The 23,297-nt window shown below is 63.5% G+C and carries 20 protein-coding genes and 1 pseudogene; 11 read left to right on the forward strand and 10 right to left on the reverse strand.

The annotated features are described in order from the left end of the window. Both AOQ71_RS32125 and AOQ71_RS32130 read left to right on the forward strand, forming a co-directional pair. Positions 1–497, forward strand: a pseudogene (locus tag AOQ71_RS32125) (PepSY domain-containing protein); the annotation flags it as partial. 227 nt (positions 498–724) lie between these two features. Then, positions 725–1,762 (forward strand): aspartate-semialdehyde dehydrogenase, encoded by a 1,038-nt coding sequence (locus tag AOQ71_RS32130; RefSeq protein WP_057755654.1) that lies wholly within the window; start codon positions 725–727, stop codon positions 1,760–1,762. A gap of 118 nt (positions 1,763–1,880) precedes the next feature. Here the strand turns inward: AOQ71_RS32130 and queA are convergent, their stop codons facing one another. From queA to coaD, 5 genes are all read right to left on the reverse strand, one after another. Next, entirely contained in the window at positions 1,881–2,954 is a 1,074-nt protein-coding gene (gene queA, locus AOQ71_RS32135; protein ID WP_057755657.1) for a tRNA preQ1(34) S-adenosylmethionine ribosyltransferase-isomerase QueA, read from the reverse strand. A gap of 100 nt (positions 2,955–3,054) precedes the next feature. Then, positions 3,055–3,519: a peptidylprolyl isomerase gene (locus tag AOQ71_RS32140; protein WP_057755660.1), complete on the reverse strand. Its 465-nt coding sequence runs from the start codon at positions 3,517–3,519 to the stop codon at positions 3,055–3,057. Beyond that, the gene (locus tag AOQ71_RS32145; protein ID WP_057755662.1) at positions 3,516–3,926 is read right to left on the reverse strand and encodes a hypothetical protein; all 411 of its coding nucleotides are present in this window, start codon (positions 3,924–3,926) and stop codon (positions 3,516–3,518) included. The genes AOQ71_RS32140 and AOQ71_RS32145 overlap by 4 nt, the downstream gene beginning before the upstream one ends. Before the next feature lie 8 nt (positions 3,927–3,934). Next, positions 3,935–4,510, reverse strand: coding sequence for a peptidylprolyl isomerase (locus tag AOQ71_RS32150; RefSeq protein ID WP_057755664.1), 576 nt, complete (start codon positions 4,508–4,510; stop codon positions 3,935–3,937). A 40-nt stretch (positions 4,511–4,550) separates the two neighbouring features. Continuing rightward, positions 4,551–5,045, reverse strand: coding sequence for a pantetheine-phosphate adenylyltransferase (coaD, locus tag AOQ71_RS32155; RefSeq protein WP_057755666.1), 495 nt, complete (start codon positions 5,043–5,045; stop codon positions 4,551–4,553). Positions 5,046–5,304: 259 nt separating this feature from the next. Here coaD and AOQ71_RS32160 point away from each other — a divergent pair, with 259 nt between their 5' ends. Further along, positions 5,305–5,562 (forward strand): hypothetical protein, encoded by a 258-nt coding sequence (locus AOQ71_RS32160; RefSeq protein ID WP_057755668.1) that lies wholly within the window; start codon positions 5,305–5,307, stop codon positions 5,560–5,562. A gap of 215 nt (positions 5,563–5,777) precedes the next feature. Next, positions 5,778–7,631, forward strand: a complete 1,854-nt coding sequence (locus tag AOQ71_RS32165) for a potassium transporter Kup (RefSeq protein ID WP_057756707.1) — start codon at positions 5,778–5,780, stop codon at positions 7,629–7,631. Positions 7,632–7,866: 235 nt separating this feature from the next. Here the strand turns inward: AOQ71_RS32165 and AOQ71_RS32170 are convergent, their stop codons facing one another. From AOQ71_RS32170 to AOQ71_RS32185, 4 genes are all read right to left on the reverse strand, one after another. After that, positions 7,867–8,652, reverse strand: coding sequence for a substrate-binding domain-containing protein (locus AOQ71_RS32170; RefSeq protein WP_057755671.1), 786 nt, complete (start codon positions 8,650–8,652; stop codon positions 7,867–7,869). A 3-nt stretch (positions 8,653–8,655) separates the two neighbouring features. After that, on the reverse strand, positions 8,656–11,394 hold the full coding sequence (gyrA, locus tag AOQ71_RS32175) for a DNA gyrase subunit A (protein ID WP_057755673.1): 2,739 nt from the start codon (positions 11,392–11,394) through the stop codon (positions 8,656–8,658). Between the two features lie 128 nt (positions 11,395–11,522). Further along, on the reverse strand, positions 11,523–11,741 hold the full coding sequence (locus AOQ71_RS32180; protein ID WP_347336721.1) for a DUF2306 domain-containing protein: 219 nt from the start codon (positions 11,739–11,741) through the stop codon (positions 11,523–11,525). A 101-nt stretch (positions 11,742–11,842) separates the two neighbouring features. Then, positions 11,843–12,340, reverse strand: a complete 498-nt coding sequence (locus tag AOQ71_RS32185; RefSeq protein ID WP_057755676.1) for a single-stranded DNA-binding protein — start codon at positions 12,338–12,340, stop codon at positions 11,843–11,845. A gap of 423 nt (positions 12,341–12,763) precedes the next feature. Here AOQ71_RS32185 and AOQ71_RS32190 point away from each other — a divergent pair, with 423 nt between their 5' ends. The 7 genes from AOQ71_RS32190 (at position 12,764) to AOQ71_RS32220 (ending at position 22,239) form a co-directional block, all read left to right on the forward strand. Beyond that, positions 12,764–13,528, forward strand: coding sequence for an outer membrane protein (locus AOQ71_RS32190; RefSeq protein ID WP_057755678.1), 765 nt, complete (start codon positions 12,764–12,766; stop codon positions 13,526–13,528). 234 nt (positions 13,529–13,762) lie between these two features. Continuing rightward, positions 13,763–14,452: an outer membrane protein gene (locus AOQ71_RS32195; RefSeq protein WP_057755681.1), complete on the forward strand. Its 690-nt coding sequence runs from the start codon at positions 13,763–13,765 to the stop codon at positions 14,450–14,452. Between the two features lie 277 nt (positions 14,453–14,729). Then, positions 14,730–17,705 (forward strand): excinuclease ABC subunit UvrA, encoded by a 2,976-nt coding sequence (gene uvrA, locus AOQ71_RS32200; protein ID WP_057755683.1) that lies wholly within the window; start codon positions 14,730–14,732, stop codon positions 17,703–17,705. Positions 17,706–17,784: 79 nt separating this feature from the next. Continuing rightward, complete coding sequence (locus AOQ71_RS32205; protein WP_057755685.1) at positions 17,785–18,348, forward strand: DinB family protein; 564 nt, start codon at positions 17,785–17,787, stop codon at positions 18,346–18,348. Positions 18,349–18,474: 126 nt separating this feature from the next. Then, a complete protein-coding gene (locus tag AOQ71_RS32210; protein WP_057755688.1) occupies positions 18,475–19,062 on the forward strand; it encodes a YcxB family protein in 588 nt (195 codons plus the stop codon). Positions 19,063–19,074: 12 nt separating this feature from the next. After that, positions 19,075–19,725: an HAD-IA family hydrolase gene (locus AOQ71_RS32215; RefSeq protein WP_057755694.1), complete on the forward strand. Its 651-nt coding sequence runs from the start codon at positions 19,075–19,077 to the stop codon at positions 19,723–19,725. Between the two features lie 444 nt (positions 19,726–20,169). Beyond that, positions 20,170–22,239, forward strand: a complete 2,070-nt coding sequence (locus AOQ71_RS32220; protein WP_057755697.1) for a DUF1217 domain-containing protein — start codon at positions 20,170–20,172, stop codon at positions 22,237–22,239. A 195-nt stretch (positions 22,240–22,434) separates the two neighbouring features. Here AOQ71_RS32220 and AOQ71_RS32225 read toward each other — a convergent pair whose 3' ends face one another. Continuing rightward, positions 22,435–23,295 carry a PCC domain-containing protein gene (locus AOQ71_RS32225; RefSeq protein ID WP_057755700.1) on the reverse strand — a complete coding sequence of 287 codons (861 nt, stop codon included), beginning with the start codon at positions 23,293–23,295 and terminating at the stop codon, positions 22,435–22,437. Positions 23,296–23,297: the final 2 nt, after the last annotated feature.

The following is a 23,297-nucleotide window of genomic DNA, read 5'->3' on the forward strand; positions in this document are numbered from 1 at the left end:
CCCTCCACAGCGAGACAGATGGGGACACCGCCACCGATCGCCAGGCCGTCAGCCGCGAAATCGAGCGCTTCCGCTCTTCGTCGATCTCGATCAGCCAGGCGATGGCGATCGCGGAAGCCCGTCATGCCGGCGCGACCACCGCGGATATCAGTTTCGACGGCGGCTCGGGCGTGCCGGTCTACCGGGTCAAGACCCTGCACAACGACCGGGTCTGGCGGTACACCATCAACGCGGCGACCGGCGAGGTCATCGGCGGCGAGGCCGCCCTGCCCCTCACCGAACTCGACAATGAGGATCGCAGCAACCTCGCCGCACTCGGCATCATCAAGCACCGCCTGGCTGACGCCGTGCGCGTCGCCGAGGAGGCGGCATCAGGCAAGGCCATCAGCGGCGGGCTGGTGCGCGAGGGCGGCCGGCTCAATTTCGCGATCGTCGTCATCAGCGGCGACGATCTCAAGGAGGTCCTGCTCGAGCCACCGGGCGTGCGGGGCAAGTAACGAGGCCAAAATCCCGCCCAAAAGCCATTGACGGACGCAAAACTCTCCCGCATAAGTCCCGCCATGTTCACGACCACCAAACGCACGACCAAAACCACCACGGCCTTCGGGGCCCGGGGAGGCGTGCGCGCATAGTCGTCGACTAAAACGCATCAAGCTCTGCCGAAGCCCCGCCCATGATGGTCCGGGGCTTTTTTGTTGCCTGAATCCCAGCTCAACCGAATGCAATGGAGGACAAAGTGAGTAACGATCCCGTCGTCGCGATTGTCGGCGTCACCGGTGCGGTGGGCGCCGAATTCATCGCCACCATGGACAAGCGCGGCTTTCGCGTCGGCAAGCTCAAGGCGCTTGCCAGCGCCCGCTCCGCCGGCAAGACGGTATCGTTCCGCGGCCAGAACATCATCATCGAGGAATTGACCGAGCGCGCCTTCGAGGGCGTCGACATCGCGCTGTTCTCCGCCGGCAGCGGCATCTCGAAGAGGTTCGCGCCCATCGCGGTCAAGGCCGGCGCGGTCGTCGTCGACAACTCCTCAGCCTTCCGCATGGATCCGAACGTGCCGCTGGTCATCCCCGAAGTGAACGCTGGCCGTATCCGCGACCACAAGGGCATCATCGCCAACCCGAACTGCGCCGCGATCACCGCGCTGGTGCCGCTCTGGCCGATCCATCAGAAGAACCGCATCAAGCGCGTCATCATCTCGACCTATCAGGCCGCCTCCGGCGCCGGCGCCGCCGCAATGGACGAGCTCGTCGAGTCGACCCGCGCCAATCTCAACGGGCAGGTCTACACGCCCAAGGTGATGCCGCACCCCTACGCGTTCAATCTCTTCAACCACAACACGGCTGTCGACCCCGAGACCGGCTACAACGACGAAGAGATCAAGGTCATCAAGGAAACCCGCAAGATCTTCGAGGACGAGAATATCGCGATCGGCGTCACCTGCGTCCGCGTGCCGGTGCTGCGCGCGCATTGCGAGGCCATCACGTTCGAATGCGAGAAGCCGATCACCGAGGACCAGGTCCGCAGCCTCATGGCGCAGGCGCCAGGCGTGAAGGTCGTCGACGACCGCCTCAAGAACTACTTCCCGATGCCGATCGACGCCTCGGGCCAGGACGATGTCCTGGTCGGCCGCATCCGCAAGGACCTCAGCGACCCCTCCGGCCATTCGATCTCGATGTTCGTGGCGGCCGATCAGCTGCTCAAGGGCGCCGCGCTGAACGCCGTGCAGATCGCGGAGCTGCTGCCGCAGCGGGTGATGGCGTAACCGGAGCTGTAAGAACAGGCCTCGTAGGGTGGGCAAAGGCGCGAAGCGCCGTGCCCACCGTTCTTATCCGGATTCAAGAAAAGACGTGGGCACGCTTCGCTTTGCCCACCCTACGGCACTACGGCACTGCCCGAAACAGAAGACACGCGTCCCCATACGAATAGAACCGGTACCCGTTCGCGATCGCATGCGCATAGGCCTGCTTCATCGTACCCAGCCCCGCGAACGCCGACACCAGCATGAACAGCGTCGACTTCGGCAGATGGAAATTCGTCATCAGAATATCGACCGCGCGAAAACGATAGCCGGGCGTGATGAAGATCGAGGTCTCGGCCGCGAACGGCTGGATGGTGCCGTCCTCGGTGGTGGCGCTTTCCAGCAGCCGCAATGACGTGGTGCCGACGGCGATGATGCGGCCGCCGTTCTTGCGCGCGCTGTTGAGCCGCTCCGCAATCTCGGCGGAGATCGTCCCCCACTCGGCATGCATCTTGTGAGCGTCGGTGTCATCGACCTTCACCGGCAGGAACGTCCCTGCCCCGACATGCAGCGTGACCCTGACGATGCCGACGCCGCGTTCGCGCAGCGCTTGCTCCAGCGCCGGGGTGAAATGCAGGCCCGCGGTCGGCGCAGCCACCGCGCCTTCGTTGGTCGCGAACATGGTCTGGTAGTCCGCGAGGTCCTGATCGTCAGGCGTACGTTTTGAGGCGATGTAAGGCGGCAGCGGCGGGCTGCCGAGATCGGCGATCGCCTGGTCCAACGCGGGCCCATGGAACGAGAAGCCAAGCGTCACCTCGCCTTCCATCCCCTTGGCCTCGACCTCGGCATCGAGATGGCCGAGCAGGCAGACCTTGCCCTCATTGCCGAAGCGGATGCGGTCGCCGGGTGTGAGCTTCTTCGCGGGCTTCACCAGCGCCTGCCAGCGCGAGCCGTCGAGCCGCTTGATCAAGGTCGCCTCGATCTTCGGCTCGGTCTCGCGGCCGATGCGGCGGCCCTTCAATTGCGCCGCGATCACCTTGGTGTCGTTGACGACGAGCTGGTCGCCCGGCTTCAGCCAGTGCGGCAGATCCGCAATGGTCTGGTCGCGCAGCGCGCCGTTCTCCACGACCAGCATCTTCGCGGAGTCGCGGGGACTGGCCGGGCGCAAGGCGATGCGCTCCGGCGGCAGGTCGAAATCGAAGAGGTCGGTGCGCATGGTCCGCTATGACGTCATTCCGGGGCGCGCAAGGCGCGAACCCGGAATCTCGAGGTTCCGGGTTCGGCTCTGCGAGCCGCCCCGGAACGACGACAGATGCCTATTCCTTATCCACCGCCATCCGCGCCTTGACGATCTTGTCCGGGTTCTGGACCGGCTCGCCGCGCTTGATCTTGTCGACGTTCTCCATGCCCTCGGTGACCTTGCCCCACACCGTGTATTGGTTGTCGAGGAAACGGGCATCGTCGAAGCAGATGAAGAACTGGCTGTCGCCGGAATCCGGGCTCGCCGCGCGCGCCATCGAGGCGGTGCCGCGCACGTGCGGCTCCTTGTTGAACTCGGCCTTCAGCTTCTTGCCGGAGCCGCCGGTGCCGGTGCCGTGCGGGCAGCCGGTCTGGGCCATGAAGCCCTCGATCACGCGATGGAACACGATGCCGTCGTAGAAGCCCTCGCGGACCAGCTCCTTGATGCGGGCGACATGGCCGGGCGCGAGGTCCGGACGCATCTCGATGGTGACGGGGCCCTGCGTGGTCTCGAGGATCAATGTGTTTTCGGTGACGCTCATGCTCGTCTCTCTTGTGTTGGAGGTGAAGTCTTCCGGCGACGGATCGGGATCGCGAAGGGACGTCCCGCGGCCGCGCCGGCCATTGCATCGGTAAATGGCAACGGCGTGCAGCGTTGCAATGTCTCCATCACCGCGATGCGGTACTGCAGCCGGTCTTCGTCGGTGGCATCCGCGGATTCATAGGAAATTCGCGGATGGCCCAAAATGTTTCCACTCCGGTTAAAGCTCACGATGACGGTGATGTCGATGGGGTGAGCCTTGCTGGCGGGTGGCGGTTTCCAGCAGGTTTGCAGGTACCTGGAAATGTCCGCGATGGTGTCCACCTTCGCGTCGTCGGCAGCGGCACCGATGGTGGCGAGCAGGAGCGCTGCGGCAGCGAGCAGAAGCCTGTCGCCGCGGCGCGCCATGAGCCCTCCTACTTGATGTCGGAGGCGACCTGCACCTTCACCATCTTGTCGGGATCGGTGACGGTGCCGCTCGGCGAGCCGGCCGGTGCCTTCTTCAGCTTGTCGACCACGTCCATGCCCTGCACGACCTCGCCGATGACGGTGTACTGGCCGTCGAGGCTGCCGCCGTCGGCGAACATGATGAAGAACTGCGAGTTGGCGGTATCGACGCTGTCGCCGCGCCGTGCCATGCCGACGATGCCGCGCGCGAAGTGAACCTTGGAGAATTCCTGCTTCAGATTCGGATATTTCGAGCCACCGGTGCCGTTGCCGTTCTGGCCGTCGCCGGTCTGGGCCATGAAGCCGTCCATCACGCGGTGGAACGGCACGTTGTTGTAGAAGCCCTCGCGCGCCAGCTGCTTGAGGCGCTCGGCGTGCTGCGGCGCCAGGTCGGTCCTGAGCTTGATGACGATGCGGCCCTTTGTGGTGTCGATGACGAGCGCATTGGCCTTGTCGAGATTGGCCGGCAGCTGCTGCGCCACGGCCGGGGCCGCGCCAATAAGCGCGACAAACATCGTGGCAAGGATTGCGAAACGACGGTTCATGAAAGCTCCGGATCAGATGAGATGAAGAAGTGCGCCGTTATCAGGCGAATTTGGCCTTGAGCAAGGATGCAACGAGCGGCGGCACGAAGGCCGACACGTCACCACCCATACCCGCGATCTGTCGCACCAGTGTGGCGGTGATCGGGCGGACCATGGGGGATGCCGGCAGGAAGACCGTATGCACCTCCGGCGCCATGGCCTCATTCATGCCTGCGAGCTGCATTTCGTAGTCGAGGTCGGTACCGTCGCGCAAACCTCTGATCATGATGGTGGCACCATGCTTGCGGGCGGCAGTCACCGAGAGATCGTCAAAGGTGGTGGTCTCCAGCGTACAACCCGCCTGGGCCGCCACCGGCCCACAGACATCATGCAGCATTTTCAGCCGCTCCTCGGTCGAGAACAGCGGCTTCTTGCCGGGATGAGCGCCGATAGCGACAACAAGCCTGTCGCACAGGGGGACGGCATGCCGGACCACGTCCAGATGGCCGTTGGTGATGGGGTCGAAGGAACCTGGGTAAAAGGCAATGCGCGGCATGGCCCCGTCCTACCTCGCCCGGCCCTGCCCGGCAAGCCGGGCCGGTTCCCTGCGCCTATCCTGCCGATTTTTCCGGCATTCCGAGTCGGAACGGGCCGGTTTGTTTCGTCCTGGGGGCGTCCACGACACACAACCGGATGCGCACGAAACCATTTCCGGCATCGGCGAAGACGTCCGGAAACTGGGCATGGTTACTAATCCAGCCAACGAATGACGGGCCGCATACTGGGCGTAGCGGCCGCATCACAGGGGACCGTCAATGATCAAGGCTCTTTCAGCGATCGCTGTTGCTGCGTGTGTTGCTGCAGCCCTCACCCTGCTGCCCGGTTTTGCTCCCACCGTTGAAGCGAGCGTGCCGCAACCGCTGGCCAAGGCCGACCGGCTCGACATCAAGGCCATCGGCAGGGATTGCTCGCAGCAGGCGTGGCCGAACTTCGAGGCGTCCTGCCTGCGCCGCGCCGGCACCAAGTCCGACGTCCGCGTTGCGCGCCTGGTCACGGCAGACCGCACCCCTTAGGCGACTTGTCAGGCTGGCGTCATAAACGCCGGCACAAGCTCCGATAGAACCCCCAATAGAAACCCCATGGCAATTTGCGGCGTCTCGTCGCAGAGTGGTTGACGCGCGCACCCGCCGGAATGACCCGACGGGTGCGATTCCCATCGAGGGGTTTGCAATTGTCCAGTACGCCCGCGGTCGCTTCCGGCCATCATCCCAATCCGCTTCCGCTTGCCATGACCATGGGCGCCCTCGGCGTGGTCTATGGCGATATCGGCACCAGCCCCCTCTATGCCCTGAAGGAAGCTGCCAAGGCGGCCGCCCATGGCGGCACAGTGACACAGGATGCTGTGCTCGGCGTCGCCTCGCTGATCCTGTGGGCCCTGCTGCTCATCATCTCGCTGAAATATGCGCTATTGATCCTGCGCGCGGACAACCGCGGCGAAGGCGGCATCGTTGCGCTGCTGGCGCTGCTGCATGCCCGCCACGCCCAGCCCGGGACCTGGCGCGCGCACCTGCTCGTCGTCGGCCTGGTCGGTGCGGCGTTGCTCTATGGCGACGGCGCGATTACGCCGGCTATCTCGGTGCTATCGGCCATTGAAGGCCTCAAGGTCGACGCGCCCTCGCTCTCCCCCGTGGTCGTGCCCGTTACCATCGCCATCCTGGTCGGCCTGTTCGTGATGCAAAAGCAGGGCACCGGCTTCATCGGCCGCATCTTCGGCCCGGTCATGCTGGCCTGGTTCATCGTGCTGGCCGCGCTCGGCATCCACGGCATCTTCAAGGCGCCGGCCGTGCTGGCGGCGCTCAGCCCGTTCTATGCCTTCGACTTCCTGATCCATCAGGACTTCCAGGTCTCCTTCGCGATCCTCGGCGCGGCCTTCCTCGCGGTGACAGGCGGCGAGGCGATGTATGCCGATATGGGACATTTCGGCCGTCTGCCGATCCGGCTCGCCTGGTTCGCGATCTGCTTGCCGGCGCTGGTGCTGAACTATTTCGGCCAGGCTGCGCTGCTGATCACCGATTCCTCGATGATCGAGAATCCGTTCTTCCAGCTTTGCCCTGACTTCCTGCATTACGGTCTGGTCGCGTTCTCCGCCGTTGCGACCGTGATCGCCTCGCAGGCGATCATCTCCGGTGTGTTCTCGCTGACCCAGCAGGCGATCCAGCTCGGCTTCCTGCCGCGCATGCAGATCCGCCACACGCAGAGCGACGCGATCGGCCAGATCTACGTGCCGCTGGTGAACTGGCTGCTCGCCGCCGCAACGCTCGGCGCTGTGCTGAGCTTCGGCACCTCGGACGCACTCGCCGGCGCCTATGGCATCGCGGTGTCGCTGCTGATGGCGATCACCACGCTGCTTGCGGCCCTGGTCGCGATCCAGTGGGGTTTTTCGCCGTGGCTGGTGGTGGCCGTCAACGGCTTCTTCTTCGTCATCGACATGATCTTCTTCGCGGCCAACTCGATCAAGCTGTTCGAGGGCGGCTGGTTTCCGCTGCTGCTCGCCGGCCTCGTTGCCTTCGTCATGCTGACCTGGCGGGCCGGCGTGAAACTGGTCGAGGCCGCGCGGGCAAGGCTGCGACAGCCCGAGGAGGACCTGATCGAGACCGCGGTCAACAAGTGCAGCGCGCGCCTGCCCGGCACAGCGGTGTTCCTGGCCTCGGCCCCGAAAGGCGTGCCGCTGGCGCTCACGCAGTTCGTCAAGCACAACCGCGTGCTGCATGAACGCGTGCTGCTGGTCACCGTGCTGATCGAGGAATCCCCGCATGTTCCCGACGAGGATCGGGCCGAGGTGATCGAGATCATTCCCGGCATCACCCGCGTGATCCTGCATTACGGCTTCATGCAGAATCCCACCATCTACGAAGGCCTGACCCTCACGTGCCGCCAAGGCAAGCTGCCCGGCATCGACCTCGCCGACATCACCTATTACGTCGGCCGCGAGACCATCATCCCGCGCGAGGACGTCCCTGGCATGTGGGTCTGGCGCGAAGGCCTGTTTGCCTTCCTGCAGCGCAACGCCGAGCGCTCGGCGGCGTTCTTCGGCGTGCCGACCAAGCAGGTCGTCGAATTCGGCACGGAGCTGGAGATCTAGGGCAAGTACGTAGCCCGGATGGAGCGAAGCGCAATCCGGGTTTCTTGCCGCGCATCGAGAGTCCCGGATTACGCTTGCGCTCCATCCGGGCTACGGGCCCGACCTTCAAGCCATGAGGACCGGAGACGATCCACCTCTATGGCACACTGGAGCTCTGGTGCTGGATGGCACAGATCGGCAAGCGCGAGGCGCTCGCCAATCTCACGAGAGAGCTTGCGACCGCCTCACAGTCTGCTCAGTGCGGCAAAGGCCTCATTCCGGACTTGGTGATCACCGTGGCGGCATCCGCCGAAGACAGGAAGCGCAGCAAGGCCATCGCGGCGTCGGACTGTTGTGAATTCCTGGGCAAGGCACCGACATACAGCGTCGGTGGCTGAACCTCGGACGGCACGGTGCCCACGAAATCGATTCCTGGCACGTGGATCAGCTCCGGGACTTGCTGGAAGCCGATCTCCGCCTCACCGCGGGCGACCACGGCAGCGACCGGTTCACCTGATGGCGGCCCGCGCACCTTGCGGGTTTTGCCGGAGATCTCATCGGCGACGCCGAGCTTCTTGAATCCGATCGTCGACAGATAAGTGCCGCTGGAACTGTCCGAATAGGCGATGGACTTCGCCGCAAGCAGCGTCTTGCGAAGTGCATCCATCGTGCTGATGTCGGGCTTGGGTTGCCCGGCCCGGACCACCATGCCGATGAACGATTCCGCCAGGGGCACCCGGCTGCCCGCGCGCGTCAGTCCCTTCTGGTCCAGCAGATCGACGCCAATGCCGTCCATGATCACGACGTCGGCCTCCTCGCCGCGCGACAGGCGCGTCGGAATGGCTTCCGGTGAATCGCCAACTGAAGGGCCGCGTGTCGTGATGAGCTTGTGCCCCGTCGACTTCTCGAAGGCTGGACCGAGCTCTTCATACACGGCGAAGAACCCGGCTGAGATCATCACCCTGACCTCAGCGGCAGACGCGCTGGTCGCAAAAGTAACGGCCAGAAGGACGGCAAACAGGTAACCAATGGCGCGCTGCATACGTTAGGCCCCGTTGCCGTTCTCGCCATTGCCGCTCTCCGCCTCTTCCGTGATGTGCTCCACCGAGACGACATGCTCGTCCTCGGCGGTGTCGAACACGATCACGCCCTGCGTTGAGCGGCCGGCGATGCGGATGCCTTCGACCGGGCAGCGGATCAGCTGGCCCTTGTCGGTGACCAGCATGATCTGATCCGCGTCCTCGACGGGGAAGGACGCGACGAGGTTGCCGTTGCGGTTGTTGACGCTCATGGCGACGATGCCTTTGCCGCCGCGGCCCGTGGTGCGGTACTCGTAGGACGAGGTCCGCTTGCCATAGCCGTTGACGGAGACGGTCAGTACGACCTGCTCGGCCGCCGACATCTCGGCATAGCGCTCCTGCGCGAGCTGGAAGCTGCCGGAGGTCTCCTCGCCGTCGGCGTCCGCTGCCGGCTCCTCGGCAGCAGCTTCGCCGGCGACTGCGCGGCGCATCTTCAAATAGGCCGAACGCTCGTCCGAAGTGGTTTCGACATGGCGCAGGATCGCCAGGGAGATCACCTTGTCGCCCTCGCCCAGCGCAATGCCCCGCACGCCCATCGAGGTGCGACCGGTGAACACGCGCACGTCGGGGACCGGGAAACGGATGCACTGGCCGCCGGCCGCGGTCAGCAGCACGTCGTCATGCTCGGTGCAGATCTGCACGTCGACGATCGCTTCGCCGTCGTCGAGCTTCATTGCGATGATGCCGGAGCGGCGAACGTCGACGAAGTCGGACAGCTTGTTGCGGCGAACGTTGCCGCCAGTGGTGGCGAACATCACGTCCAACTGGCCCCAGGTGGATTCATCCTCGGGCAGCGGCATGATGGTGGTGATGCGCTCGCCCTGCTCCAGCGGCAGGATGTTGATCAGCGCCTTGCCGCGCGCGTTGGGAGCTGCCATCGGCAGCCGCCAGACCTTCTCCTTGTAGACCTGGCCGCGCGACGAGAAGAACAGCACCGGCGTATGAGTCGACGCGACAAAGAGCCGGCTGACAAAGTCCTCGTCGCGGGTCTGCATGCCGGAGCGGCCCTTGCCGCCGCGGCGCTGGGCGCGATAGGCCGACAGCGGCACGCGCTTGACATAGCCGGCGTGCGAGACGGTGACCACCATGTCCTCGCGCTGGATCAGGTCCTCGTCCTCGACCTCGCCTTCCTGCTCCATGATCACGGTCTTGCGCGGGGTGGCGAACTCGGCCTTCACCTGGGCAAGCTCGGTCTTGATGATATCGAGGATGCGGGCCCGCGAGCGCAGGATCTCGAGATAGTCGCCGATCTCGCCGGCGAGCTTGGCCAGCTCCTCGCCGATCTCATCGCGGCCGAGCGCGGTGAGGCGGGCCAGACGGAGTTCCAGGATCGCCCTCGCCTGCTCCAGCGACAGGCGGATGGTGCCGTTTTCGTTGATGCGATGGCGGGGATCATCGATCAGCGTGATGATGTCCTCGACCTCGCGCGCGGGCCAGTCGCGCGTCATCAGGGTCTCGCGCGCCGCCGCCGGCGTCGGCGAGTGCCTGATGACCTTGATGATCTCGTCGATATTGGCGACCGCGATGGCGAGGCCGACCTGCTCGTGCGCGCGCTCGCGCGCCTTGCGCAGCTTGTACTTGGTGCGGCGGGTGACGACCTGCTCGCGGAAGCCGACGAAGATCGTCAGCATGTCCTTCAGGTTCATCGTCTGCGGACGACCCGAGTCGAGCGCAACGGCGTTGACGCCAAAGGAGGTTTGCAGCGGCGTGAACTTGTAGAGCTGGTTCAACACCACGTCGGGCACGGCATCTCGCTTGAGCTCGACGACAACGCGGTAGCCATCGCGGTCGGATTCGTCGCGCAGGTCCGAGATGCCCTCGATCTTCTTTTCCTTGTAGAGCTCGGCGATGCGCTCGACCATCGTCGCCTTGTTCACCTGATACGGGATCTCGGTGATGACGATCGCCTCGCGCTCCTTGCGGATGGTCTCGAAGGTGACCTTGCCGCGCATCACGATGGAGCCGCGACCGAGATGATAGGCGCTGCGGATGCCCTGGCGTCCGAGGATGATGCCGCCGGTCGGGAAGTCCGGGCCCGGGATGATGTTAATGAGCTCGTCGATGGTCAGCGACGGATTGTCGATCAACGCCACGCAGGCGTCGATGACTTCGCCCAGATTGTGCGGCGGGATGTTGGTCGCCATGCCGACGGCGATGCCGCCGGCGCCGTTGACCAGGAGGTTCGGGAACCGCGCCGGCAGAACCACAGGCTCGCGCTCGGAGCCGTCGTAATTGTCCTGGAAATCGACCGTGTCGTCGTCGATGTCCTCGAGGAGCTTGAGCGCGATCTTGGTCAGGCGGGATTCGGTGTAGCGCATCGCCGCGGGCGGATCGCCGTCGACCGAGCCGAAATTGCCCTGTCCATCGATCAGGGGCGCGCGCATGGAGAAGTCCTGCGCCATGCGCACCAATGCGTCGTAGATCGCCTGGTCGCCATGGGGATGGTACTTACCCATGACTTCACCGACGGCACCGGCGGACTTCTTGTGCTTCTTGTCCGGCGTGTCGCCGCGATTGTTCATCGCGTAGAGGATGCGGCGGTGCACGGGCTTCAACCCGTCGCGCGCATCAGGCAGCGCGCGCGAAACGATCACGCTCATGGCGTAATCGAGGTAGGACTTTTTCATCTCCTCGTAGATCGAGACGGGGCGAATGTCCGAGGGTTGCGCCGGCTGGTCGCCGGGCTTGTTGTCGTCGTCAGCCAAGGGGGAATCCGGTGAGGTTTATCTGGGAATCATATAGCGCATCGAGGCCCCGATAACCACCCTTGCAGGAGGCCGGACAGCGCTTTTTCCGACTGTTTTTCCAGAGGCTTACGCCCAGCTCGGCACCATCAGGGCGTGGTCTCGGCGAGCCGCCGGGAACCAGCGCTCAAGTCCCCGAAAATCACATGGTGCATGATGGGCCCGGGCAGCAGCGTGAACAGTCCCGCCTCCACCAGCGCGCCTGCAAACATCAGGATCATGATCCGCCGGTGATCGGTCACGCGGTGGGTACGCGCCCGCCAGACCGCCAGCGGCAGAGCGGGCACGATGTGAATTTGAGGCAACACGTCAGGCCGGCCCGGAAAGCCGAGCTTGGCCCGCCAATTGGTAAGAAAATCCGCCTCTTCAGGCGAGGGAGGCAAAGGCGGCGCAAAAACCCCGCTTGGCCCTAGAACGGGATATCGTCGTCCATGTCGTTGTTGCGGCCACCGCCGCCGGCGGCCACGGGGCGACGCGGTGCGCTGCTGACCGGGCCGGACGAGCCGAAATCGCCGCCGCCCTCATCGCCGAAGCTGCCGCCTCCTCCGCCACCGCCGCGGCCGTCGAGCATCGTCAGGGTCGAGTTGAAGCCCTGAAGCACGACCTCGGTCGAATACTTCTCGACGCCGCTCTGGTCGGTGTACTTGCGGGTCTGTAGCGCGCCCTCGATGTAAACCTTGGCGCCCTTCTTCAGATACTGTTCGACGATCTTGCAAAGCGGCTCGGAGAAAATCACGACGCGATGCCACTCGGTCTTTTCCTTGCGCTCGCCGGTGTTCTTGTCGCGCCAGGTCTCGGAGGTCGCGATGCTCAGATTTGCGATCGGCCGCCCGTCCTGGGTGCGGCGGATTTCCGGATCCTTGCCGAGATTTCCGACCAGAATGACCTTGTTGACGCTTCCCGCCATCGCCGCTCTCCACTCCAAATGCCACTGAATTTCGAAGGCGCGCCCGCGCCGCCGCCTGTTAAGCCGACCCTATACGCTTACAGGGGCCGATCGGCCCGGCACACCCTTGGTTATCCCCACATATAGCATCGATCGAACATTCGTTCCAGATTTGTTCCTCTCGAAATAGCGCGACCCAAGCGTGCAAACAGCGACTCATGCCGCTATGCACGCCGCCATGAATTGGAACCGGTGCAGGCAGAAAAATGATTAACATTCATTAGGTTACGCCCGGATCAATTGCCTGGCGACTGTTGCATTCCAGAGACGGACTCGGCCGCCCGGTTGGACTACGGTTGAGTCGCAATTGGTTCAATGATGGGCGTCGCGCCTGATTGACCGCTTCAGGGGACTATCGGAGCGGACGACACTGGGGAGACTGCAATGAAGAAAATTCTGTTTGGTGCAATTGGTATTGTTGCCTTGGGCTTGTCAGCACCGGCGAGTGCTGCCGACCTTGCGGCACGTCCCTACACCAAGGCGCCGGCGCCGATGGTCGCCACCATCTACGACTGGAGCGGCTTCTACATCGGCATCAACGGCGGCGGCGGATCGAGCCACAAATGCTGGGACTTCGTCGCGCCGACCACCGGCACGCTGTTCGGCGAGGGTTGCCACAATGCCACCGGCGGCACGGTTGGCGGCCAGATCGGTTACCGCTGGCAATCGGCCAACTGGGTGTTCGGCCTCGAAGGCCAGGGCAACTGGGCCGACTTCTCCGGCGACAATGTCAGCACCCTCATCCCGACCCAGCGCAACCGCTCGAAGATCGACGCCTTCGGCCTGATCACGGGCCAGGTTGGCTACGCCTGGAACAACGTGCTGTTCTACGTGAAGGGCGGCGGTGCCGTGGTCGCCGACAAGTTCAATATCTACACCGCGCCCGGATTCGCCGGAGCCGGCACCCTGCTCGCCTCGGCCAGCGACAACCGCTGGGGCGGCACGGTTGGCGCCGGCCTCGAGTTCGGCTTCGCGCCGAACTGGTCGGTGGGCGTTGAGTACGACCACATCTTCCTGGGCAGCAGGACTCTGACGCTCAACGCGCCCGGTGGCACCGCATTCCAGACCGATCGCATCAGCCAGAATGTCGACATGGGTCTTGTCCGCGTCAATTATCGCTGGGGCGGCCCGGTCATCGCGAAATACTGATCCACCTGAAATCGTTTGAGAACAAAGGCCGGCCTCGCGCCGGCCTTTCGCTTTTTCCGTCCCGACGGGAACCATGGGTCAGCCAGTCTTACATTTTGTATTTGTTGTGGCTTTTGAGAGACGCAACTTGCAGCTTTGGTGGTGTAAGCACGGCACCAGTTGGACCACAGCGTCCGATGCCCTTCCGATCTTGCGGAAGGCAACAACAGAAACTGGGACTGGGATAAGTTGAAAATGAAGAAGGTTTTGTTGGCTTCGGCCGCTCTGATCGCCCTCACCGGCGCCGCTTCGGCTGCCGATCTGGCGGCGCGCCCCTACACCAAGGCTCCTGTGGCCGTGGCCTCGGTCTACGACTGGACCGGCTTCTATCTCGGTATCGTCGGTGGCGGCGCCTGGGAAGCTGCTTCTGGCGACCCGAAGATGAAGGGTGGCTTCGTCGGCGGCACCGCCGGCTACAATTGGCAGACCGGCAACGTCGTGTTCGGTGTCGAGGCCGATGGCGCCTGGGCTGACGTCAGCGCTACGGCCACGGGTACGGTTTTCGTTCCCGGCGTCGGTGGCGTTCCGGCCTCGCTGACCTCGAAGACTGACGCGCTGGGCACCGTTCGCGGCCGCATCGGCTATGCCGTCAACAACGTTCTGTTCTACGGCACCGGCGGTTACGCTTGGATCGACAACAAGCTCACCGCCACCTTGGGTGCTGCGTCGGTCTCCGACAGCAAGTTCCACTCGGGCTGGACCGTCGGCGCAGGCGTCGAAGCGTTCTTCGCGCCGCAGTGGTCGGTCAAGGGCGAGTACCTCTATCGCAGCCTCGGCGGCGAGACCTACTTCTCGGGCGCCCTGCCGACCGGTACGCTCAACCTGCACACCGTGCAGGTCGGCGTGAACTATCACTTCGGCGGCCCGGTGGTCGCGAAGTACTGATCTTCGCAACCGACGTCACATCGTCACGAAAGGCCGGCCTCGCGCCGGCCTTTTTGTTGTTCCAGGCCATTGCCATCAGCTGCTGCCAAGTAGCTGCTGCCAAGTCCCGCCAGTGCGCCAACAATCCGTTGACGATTCGCAAGTCCCACTGGAAATCCGTCTTCGTTCTTCCTACGTTCGCTCAGAACCCCATTGGCGCCGATCCCGGTTCCGGGCGAAGCGCGCCTTAAACGTTGGCGCGATCGCGTAGCTTTGGGATTCCTCGAGGGCAAACCGGATGGATGAAGTGATCAAGGCGAAGCGCCAACAGCAGAACGCGGGCTCCAGCCTGCGCGCAATTACGATTCGTGGCGCGCGCGAGCACAACCTCAAGAACATCGACGTCGAGATTCCCCGCGACAAGCTCGTGGTGTTCACCGGCCTCTCCGGCTCCGGCAAATCCTCGCTCGCCTTCGACACCATCTACGCGGAGGGCCAGCGCCGCTACGTCGAATCGCTCTCGGCCTATGCCCGCCAGTTCCTGGAGATGATGCAGAAGCCCGACGTCGACCAGATCGATGGCCTGTCGCCGGCGATCTCGATCGAGCAAAAGACGACGTCGAAGAATCCGCGCTCCACTGTCGGCACTGTCACCGAGATCTACGACTACATGCGCCTGCTCTGGGCGCGCGTCGGCGTGCCCTATTCGCCGGCCACCGGTCTGCCGATCGAGAGCCAGACCGTCTCGCAAATGGTCGACCGCGTGCTGGCGCTGCCTGAGGGCACTCGCCTTTATCTGCTGGCCCCCGTCGTGCGCGGCCGCAAGGGCGAGTACCGCAAGGAGCTCGCCGAATGGCTCAAGAAGGGCTTTCAGCGCGTCAAGATCGACGGCAGCTTCTATGAGCTCGCGGAAGCGCCTGTTCTGGACAAGAAATTCCCGCATGACATCGACGTCGTGGTCGACCGCATCGTGGTGCGCGCCGATATCGGCCAGCGCCTTGCTGAAAGCTTCGAGACGGCGCTGAAGCTCGCCGAGGGCCTCGCCGTCGTCGAGTTCGCCGACGCGCCGGCCACCGCGCCGGTCGAAGAGAAAAAGAAGACGGCCAAGATCCACGACAAGAGCGGGCCCGAGCGCATCCTGTTCTCGGAAAAATTCGCCTGCCCGGTCTCCGGCTTCACCATCCCCGAGATCGAGCCGCGCCTGTTCTCGTTCAACAATCCCTATGGCGCCTGCCCGGCCTGCGGTGGCCTCGGCGTCGAGCAGCATGTCGACGAGGACCTGGTCATCCCCGACAAGGAGCTCGCCATCGGCAAGGGCGCGATCGCGCCCTGGGCCAAATCGTCGTCGCCCTATTACGTGCAGACGCTGACCGCGCTCGGCAAGCACTACAAGTTCACGCTCACCACAAAATGGAAGGATCTGCCGAAGAAAACGCAGAACGCCATCCTGCATGGCTCCGGCGAGGACGAGATCAAGTTCTCTTACGAGGACGGGGTGCGCTCCTACGACACCAAGAAGCCGTTCGAAGGCGTCATCACCAACATCAACCGCCGCTACCGCGAAACCGAGAGCGAGTGGGCGCGCGAGGAACTGGCCAAGTATTTCCACGACGTGCCCTGCGGCGCCTGCAATGGCTTCCGGCTGAAGCCCGAGGCGCTCTGCGTCAAGGTCGGCGGCAAGCATATCGGCGAGATCTCGGAGCTGTCGGTGAAGGGCGCCGGCGCCTGGTTCGAGACCGTGCCTGATGCGCTGAACGCGCAGCAGAACGAGATCGCCGGGCGCATCCTGAAGGAAATCCGCGAGCGCCTGACCTTCCTGCTCGATGTCGGCCTCAACTACCTCACCCTCTCCCGCTCTTCCGGCACGCTGTCCGGCGGCGAGAGCCAGCGCATTCGCCTCGCCTCGCAGATCGGCTCGGGCCTGACGGGCGTGCTCTACGTGCTGGACGAGCCGTCGATCGGCCTGCACCAGCGCGACAACGCGCGCCTGCTCGACACGCTCAAGCGGCTTCGCGACCTCGGCAATACCGTGGTCGTGGTCGAGCATGACGAGGACGCCATTCGCCTCGCCGACTACGTGCTCGACATCGGCCCCGGCGCCGGCATGCATGGTGGCAACATCGTCGCCGAAGGCACGCCCGAACAGATCATGCGCAACCCGAAATCGCTCACCGGCAAGTACCTGACCGGCGAGCTCGAGGTCGAGGTGCCGGAACGGCGTCCGCCGAACCATCGCCGCACCATCAAGGTGGTGAACGCGCGCGGCAATAATCTCAAGAACGTCACGGCGGAGATTCCGCTCGGCCTGTTCACCGCCGTGACAGGCGTCTCCGGCGGCGGCAAGTCGACGCTTCTCATCGATACGCTCTACAAGGCGATCGCGCGCAAGCTGAACAACGCCAGCGAAGGCGCCGCCCCGCACGACCGCATCGAGGGCCTCGAGCATATCGACAAGATCATCGACATCGACCAGTCGCCGATCGGCCGCACCCCGCGCTCGAACCCGGCGACCTATACCGGCGCCTTCACGCCGATCCGGGAATGGTTTGCTGGGCTCCCGGAAGCCAAGGCCCGTGGCTACGAGCCGGGCCGCTTCTCCTTCAACGTCAAGGGCGGCCGCTGCGAGGCCTGCCAGGGCGACGGCGTCATCAAGATCGAGATGCACTTCCTGCCCGACGTCTACGTCACCTGCGACGTCTGCAAGGGCAAGCGCTACAACCGCGAGACGCTGGAGGTGCTGTTCAAGGGCAAGTCCATCGCCGACGTGCTCGACATGACCGTCGAGGAAGCCGCCGAGTTCTTCAAGGCGGTGCCGCGCGTGCGCGAGACTTTCCAGACGCTGCACCGCGTCGGCCTCGACTACATCCATGTCGGCCAGCAGGCGACGACTCTTTCAGGCGGCGAAGCCCAGCGCGTCAAGCTGGCAAAAGAACTGTCAAAGCGCGCCACCGGCCGCACGCTCTACATCCTGGACGAGCCGACCACCGGCCTGCACTTCCACGACGTCAAGAAGCTCTTGGAGGTGCTGCACGAGCTGGTCGCGCAAGGAAACACCGTCGTGGTCATCGAGCACAATCTCGAAGTCATCAAGACGGCAGACTGGGTCATCGACCTCGGCCCCGAAGGCGGCGACGGCGGCGGCGAGATCGTCGCCTGGGGCCCGCCGGAAGACATCGTGAAAGCGCAACGCAGCTACACCGGCAAGTTCCTGGAGCCGGTGCTGAAGAAGGCGCGCAAGCCGAAGCGAAGGAGCACGAGCGAGGCGGCGGAGTAAATGTTGGAGCTGTAGGGCGGATCAGCGAAGCGTAATCCGCCGCTGCTCTTCTTCTGAGAAGCGAGATCCGGGAAGCCGCATGTCCGCTGGCCTCGTTCAAACCTATCGCGCCTTCGCCCACAACAATGCCTGGGCGAACCATCGCCTGCTCACCGCCTGCGCCGGTCTCAGCCAGGCCGAGTTCGAAGCCCCGCGAACCGGTTTCTTCCCGAGCATTCAACGCACGCTGAACCACATCTACGTCATCGATCTCTTCTACATCGATGCGCTGGAGGGCGGCTGGCTCGGACCACGCGCCTGGACAAACGAGGTGCCGTACCCCTCGCTTGCCGAACTGAAGCCTGCCCAGGCCGCCATGGACCAGCGCTTGATCGCCATCTGCGATGCGCTGACTCCAGAGCTTCTCGACGGCATTGTCCGGATCAACCGCGACACGCGCGTCCAGACCGAACGCCGTGACCGGCTGCTGATGCATCTGTTCCAGCATCAGATCCACCATCGCGGGCAGGCGCACGCCATGCTGTCGGCAACGTCAGTCGCGCCGCCACAGCTCGATGAATTCTTCGCAGAAGGGGAGGCCCCGCTGCGGGCAGCCGAGTTCGCCGAACTCGGCTGGAGCGAGCAGACGGTTTGGAAATCCTAGGGCCCTAATCTCTCACCATGTTCTGAGCATCGTCCGTGCCACAATACTTAGTTCGTCCATCAGCAACCTCTGGTTAGTTGCTGATCCTTGCTGTACTGCTCTGATTTCGCCGTCGGGAGATCAGATTTGAGCAACGCAACTGAAGCAAGCGGCTTTCATTTCGAATTTCAAGTCACCAGAGCCGAAGACCGCGCTTTTGCAAATCTTACTGGTAAACAGCTCGGGGCTCTCATTGACAAGCGCATCAGCGCTGGTGCGCCACTCGTCGCGATCTTCCTGATCATCGTTTGGGCCTGCACAGCCGTGGATCGAGGTCGGACGACGTCGGGCGCGGCATTCGGATCGTTACTATGGTTCATGCTGGGGTATTTCTTCGCATTCTTCGTGATGGGCTGGTGCAATCGCCGAATGTTCGACAAATTGTTCGAGATGCGTGAAGCCGCGCAGAAGACGTGGCAAGTTATTTTTGATGATGTCTCGATAATCGTTAGGACTCCGGTTATCGAAAGCCGGGTGCTCTGGAATGCGATTGCAGCGGTGAAGGATACTGATACGCTGGTCGCGCTCTGGTACGACGCACGGATTGGCTTTTTTATTCCAGCCAGGGTTTTCGCTGACTCGGCCTCGCGTATTGCATTTGCAGAGTGGGCCAATGAGCACGTGGGAGGCGCCGCTTCCTCGGCCAAATCATCCGCAAGCCCGGCTAGCAGCTAGTAGCCTCCCTTCATGCCCTACGCCCTCGCCATCTTCGACCTCGACGGCACGCTGGTCGACAGCTTCCCCTGGTTCCTGCGCACCATCAATGACGTCGCCGACCGCTTCGGCTTTCGCCGCGTGCGGGATGAGGATATCGAGGAGCTCAGGCATGCCTCGACGCGGGAGATCCTCTCCCGGCTCGAAGTGCCCGTGTGGAAGCTGCCCGCGATCGCGCGCTATGCCCGGCGGCTGAAGGGGGAAGCGGCCGCAGAGATTCCGCTGTTTGCAGGCACTGATGCGATGCTGCGGACGCTCGCGGAGAACGGCGTGCAACTTGCGCTGGTGACGTCGGACAGCGAGGTCAACGCGCGGCAAAAGCTCGGTGCGTCGGCCGCGCTCTTCCAGCATTTCGACTGCGCCGCGTCGTTGTTCGGCAAGGCCGCGAAATTCCGCCGTGTGATCCGGCGCGCGGGAGCCGTTCCGAAAAACGTCATTTCCATCGGCGACGAGGTCCGCGACATCGAGGCGGCGCGCGCGGTGGGCATTGCCTGCGGCGCGGTCAGCTGGGGCTATGCCGCGCCGGCCGCGTTGCAGGCGCTTGCGCCCGACTACATGTTCGCGCAGATGGATGAGGTTGCGGACGCCTTATGCGGGAACGTAGGGTGGATTAGCGAAGCGTAATCCACCTCTGTTGGCATCCGCAGGGCCAAAGGCGGTGGATTGCGCTTCGCTAATCCGCCCTACGCACTACGCTCTCCCACCATCCGTGGCGTTGCCCGACGGGCAAAACACGCCACCGCTCGGTCAATGCTTGCCGTGCAAATAATTCGCTTTACCACCGCAAAGCTCGGCACGACGTGCCGCGAGACGGCGAAGACATGCGCGATTGCAATACCAAGGGATGAGCTTACGCGCGCTTGCTTGCGGGAGGCTTGCGGAAGCGCTCTGACGATGCGGCCCTTCGACGCAAGAAATACCTAAGGTTGTCGTCCAGAATCGCAGTAATGAACCGAAACAATGTTTCTGCGTGCTGGCATGAGGCCAGTCCCTGCCTCGCGACCCGGCAATGACTGACGGACGTCCAGGCCTCCTCGACAAGACTCGCCGAGCCGTCAGGAATTGCCCATGGTGTCCACCTATTCCAGCTACAGCTATATCGCGCGCAATCTCACGCAGTCCCTCACGCGAGTGGCGCAGCAGTCGGACGTCTCGCGCGAAGCGGCTTACTACAAAGCCAACATCGGCAAGGTGCACAGCGTCGACGACCTGATGAAGGACTATCGTCTGTATCACTACGTCACGAAAGCCTATGGTCTGGAAGACATGGCCTACGCCAAGGCCTTCATGAAGAAGGTGCTGCAGAGCGATCTCTCGGACCCCAGGAGCTTCGCCAACACGCTGATCGACAAGCGTTACCGGGAATTCGCCGCGGCATTCTCCTTCGGCGGCGGCACAACGAAAGTCGCGCAATCGGAAAGCCAGACCGACGACATGATCGGGCTGTACACCGCAGCCATGAAGAGCAACGTCGATGCAATTGCCGCCGACGCGAAATACTACAATGCCAAAATTGGCACCGTGACCAGCGTCGACGAGCTTCTGAACGACGATCGTCTCCGCAACTATGTCGCCTCGGCGTTCGGCATCGACCAGAGCAAATGGTCGCGCGACGCGATCAAGCAGGTCCTGACCAGCGACCCGTCAGATCCGAACAGCTACGTCAATGTCAACTTCTCGTCCAAGCTGGATGGCCTGAACGCGCAGCTTGCCCAGGCCAAATCGAATGCAACGGACGCCAGCACGAAGATCGCTGACTACACGACGCAACTGTCGCAGCCCGGCGCCGACGTCAATCAATTGAAGGTCCAGATCCTGGTCGAAAGATATCGCCTGCAGTCGGCCGTGAGCAGCATATCTAGCACCAACGACGCGATCGCGACGACCAGGGGGTTCATGGATCTCGCCGCCGCGTTCGATTTTTCAGCCGACGGCTCGCTTCCGCCGGGGACGCCGGCACAGACCGCTGCAAACCTTGCCAGCACCGACAAGAGATTCGACGACAGCAAGTCGGCGGTCTATGCGGCGGCCAGCCCGCTACAGGAAGCTGTGCTGATCGGGCAATTCAGAAAAGCCATCCCGAGCGTGACTTCACTTCAGGCGCTGGTCTCCATACCGGGCGCGTATGGTTTTGCGTTGGCTGCCGTCGGCCTCGATCCCGCACAAGTGCCGCAATCGATCGTGAAGGCTGTCCTCGAAAGCGACCTCAGCGATCCCAAGAGCTATGTCTATACGCTCAATGACGATCGTTACCTCAAGCTCGCGCGTGCCTTCAATTTCGACGCCAAAGGCAATCTGACGACGCCGCTGGCGGCCCAGGATCCAGCCGAAATCCTCGATATCGCGAAGAACTACGTCATTGCGAAACTGAAATTTGCAAGCCCGCAGGCCCAGCCGAAGATCAAGGCGCAGGCCCAGAAAGACGCATCCAGCTATCAACAGGCGATCGGCGGCATCAAGAGCGTTGCCGATCTGCTCGCGAACAGGAAGCTGGTCGACTTCATCCTGGTCGCCAAGGGTTTGGAGCCCGGAAAGGTGAGCACTACCTATCTGAAGAAAATCTTGGCTTCCGATCTGAATGACCCCAAGAGCTTCGCAAACACGGAAAGCGATGCTCGCTTTGCCGAGATCGCAGCATCGTTCAATTTCGACAAGGACGGCAACGTCGCGCGCCTTGCGATGGAGGGTCCGCAAAAGCGCGATCAATTCCTGGCAACGCAGAAGAACTATCTCGAGCAAAGCCTGGAGCAGCAGCAGGGCGATGCCAATCCGGGCGTGCGCCTCGCACTGTACTTCCAGCGCATGGCGGGACACATCACATCCGCCTACGACATTCTCGCCGACAAGGCGCTCTCGGAGGTGTTCCGGACCACCTTCGACCTGCCCGATCAGATGGCCTCGATGCAGATCGATCAGCAGGCCAAGATCGTGGAGAAGTACCTCAATCTCAAAGACCTCGGAGATCCCACGAGAGTTGCAAAACTGCTCAGCCGCTTCTCGGCCATGTACGACGCGAAGAACGCCAGCCAAACCTATTCGCCGGTGCTCGACCTCTTCCAGGGATCGAGCCCGGGGACGTCAGGCATCAGTGAATCGACATATCTCGCCATGGCGAAGATGCGCGCCAACCCGTGGTGATTATGGATGCATCCGCGATCTCAGACGCTGCTTGAAGAACCAAGCAGGCAACTACAAGCCGTCATTGCGAGCGTAGCGAAGCAATCCAGCCTGTCTCCGCTGAGGATTCTGGATTGCTTCGCTGCGCTCGCAATGACGGCGGAGAGAGAGGGTCGACTAGGCCGCGGCGCCTCCGGCAGCATGACGCTGCCGCGGCTAGTCCAGCACTTCGAGCACCAGCTCCATGGTCATCAGCACGGGATTGTCGCCACGAACCAGACGCCCCTCGGCGATGCCGCCGGTGTAGTCGATCAGGGCGACGTCGAGCGCGGCTTCCAGCGCGCCGGACGCGCCAGGCGCGATCGTCCCGTCTGTGATCGCGAGCTCCGTGGCAAACGGCTCGGTCACACCGCCATGGGTAAAGCGCGCGCCGACGGTCGAACCGACGCCGCCGTGGATTTTGGCGCGCGCGATGCCCTGTGCGCGGCAGAAGGCTTCGAGACAGAAAGCAAAATCCTGGTTAGGGCGCAGCCGCAGGGCAAAGGCGCGGCCGCTCGTACGCGCGCCTATGCTTGCGGCTGCGACAGGCCCGAACAGCTTGAAATTGGTCTCGGGGTCTGGCTCGACGATGAACATTGCGCCATCCACGCCGAAGGCCTGCACCTCGAACGGCTCGGCGATGACAGTCTCATCCGGCAGCATGTGGCCGCCGCTCGCCTTGCCGTCCGCCTCGGTCCAGAGCCCGTGGCAGTGAAAGAACGGCGCCCCGTCGCGCGATCCCAACGTCATGCTGCCGAGCTTGGTCCGTGTCACGCCCGCGGGCCGATAGGTATCGCTGTAGAACGCAGCATTCTCGCCCGTCTTCGACAGCGCCGGCATGACATAGCCGAACGGTCCGAGTGCGCCGGAGCCGAAATTCAGCACGCCGCCGGCAAATCCTTCGGCAGCAAAACCGCGGCGCGCGGCTTCGAGCAGCGGCAGGCCCGCCTCAAGCCTGAACGAGAAGGCGCGTCCCCTCGCCTCCACCCATTGGATACGTTCAGTGACGGGCACACCCGGCTGCTTGATGCTCCGCATGA

This window comes from Bradyrhizobium manausense (assembly GCF_001440035.1).
Lineage (GTDB): Bacteria > Pseudomonadota > Alphaproteobacteria > Rhizobiales > Xanthobacteraceae > Bradyrhizobium > Bradyrhizobium manausense.

Excerpts from the sequence above, each read along its gene's own strand:
- AOQ71_RS32130 (WP_057755654.1), top strand. The coding sequence starts at position 725 with ATGGAGGACAAAGTGAGTAACGATCCCGTCGTCGCGATTGTCGGCGTC.
- queA (WP_057755657.1), bottom strand. The coding sequence starts at position 2,954 with ATGCGCACCGACCTCTTCGATTTCGACCTGCCGCCGGAGCGCATCGCC.
- AOQ71_RS32140 (WP_057755660.1), bottom strand. The coding sequence starts at position 3,519 with ATGAGCGTCACCGAAAACACATTGATCCTCGAGACCACGCAGGGCCCC.
- AOQ71_RS32145 (WP_057755662.1), bottom strand. The coding sequence starts at position 3,926 with ATGGCGCGCCGCGGCGACAGGCTTCTGCTCGCTGCCGCAGCGCTCCTG.
- AOQ71_RS32150 (WP_057755664.1), bottom strand. The coding sequence starts at position 4,510 with ATGAACCGTCGTTTCGCAATCCTTGCCACGATGTTTGTCGCGCTTATT.
- coaD (WP_057755666.1), bottom strand. The coding sequence starts at position 5,045 with ATGCCGCGCATTGCCTTTTACCCAGGTTCCTTCGACCCCATCACCAAC.
- AOQ71_RS32160 (WP_057755668.1), top strand. The coding sequence starts at position 5,305 with ATGATCAAGGCTCTTTCAGCGATCGCTGTTGCTGCGTGTGTTGCTGCA.
- AOQ71_RS32165 (WP_057756707.1), top strand. The coding sequence starts at position 5,778 with ATGACCATGGGCGCCCTCGGCGTGGTCTATGGCGATATCGGCACCAGC.
- AOQ71_RS32170 (WP_057755671.1), bottom strand. The coding sequence starts at position 8,652 with ATGCAGCGCGCCATTGGTTACCTGTTTGCCGTCCTTCTGGCCGTTACT.
- AOQ71_RS32185 (WP_057755676.1), bottom strand. The coding sequence starts at position 12,340 with ATGGCGGGAAGCGTCAACAAGGTCATTCTGGTCGGAAATCTCGGCAAG.
- AOQ71_RS32190 (WP_057755678.1), top strand. The coding sequence starts at position 12,764 with ATGAAGAAAATTCTGTTTGGTGCAATTGGTATTGTTGCCTTGGGCTTG.
- AOQ71_RS32195 (WP_057755681.1), top strand. The coding sequence starts at position 13,763 with ATGAAGAAGGTTTTGTTGGCTTCGGCCGCTCTGATCGCCCTCACCGGC.
- uvrA (WP_057755683.1), top strand. The coding sequence starts at position 14,730 with ATGGATGAAGTGATCAAGGCGAAGCGCCAACAGCAGAACGCGGGCTCC.
- AOQ71_RS32205 (WP_057755685.1), top strand. The coding sequence starts at position 17,785 with ATGTCCGCTGGCCTCGTTCAAACCTATCGCGCCTTCGCCCACAACAAT.
- AOQ71_RS32215 (WP_057755694.1), top strand. The coding sequence starts at position 19,075 with ATGCCCTACGCCCTCGCCATCTTCGACCTCGACGGCACGCTGGTCGAC.
- AOQ71_RS32220 (WP_057755697.1), top strand. The coding sequence starts at position 20,170 with ATGGTGTCCACCTATTCCAGCTACAGCTATATCGCGCGCAATCTCACG.
- AOQ71_RS32225 (WP_057755700.1), bottom strand. The coding sequence starts at position 23,295 with ATGCGGAGCATCAAGCAGCCGGGTGTGCCCGTCACTGAACGTATCCAA.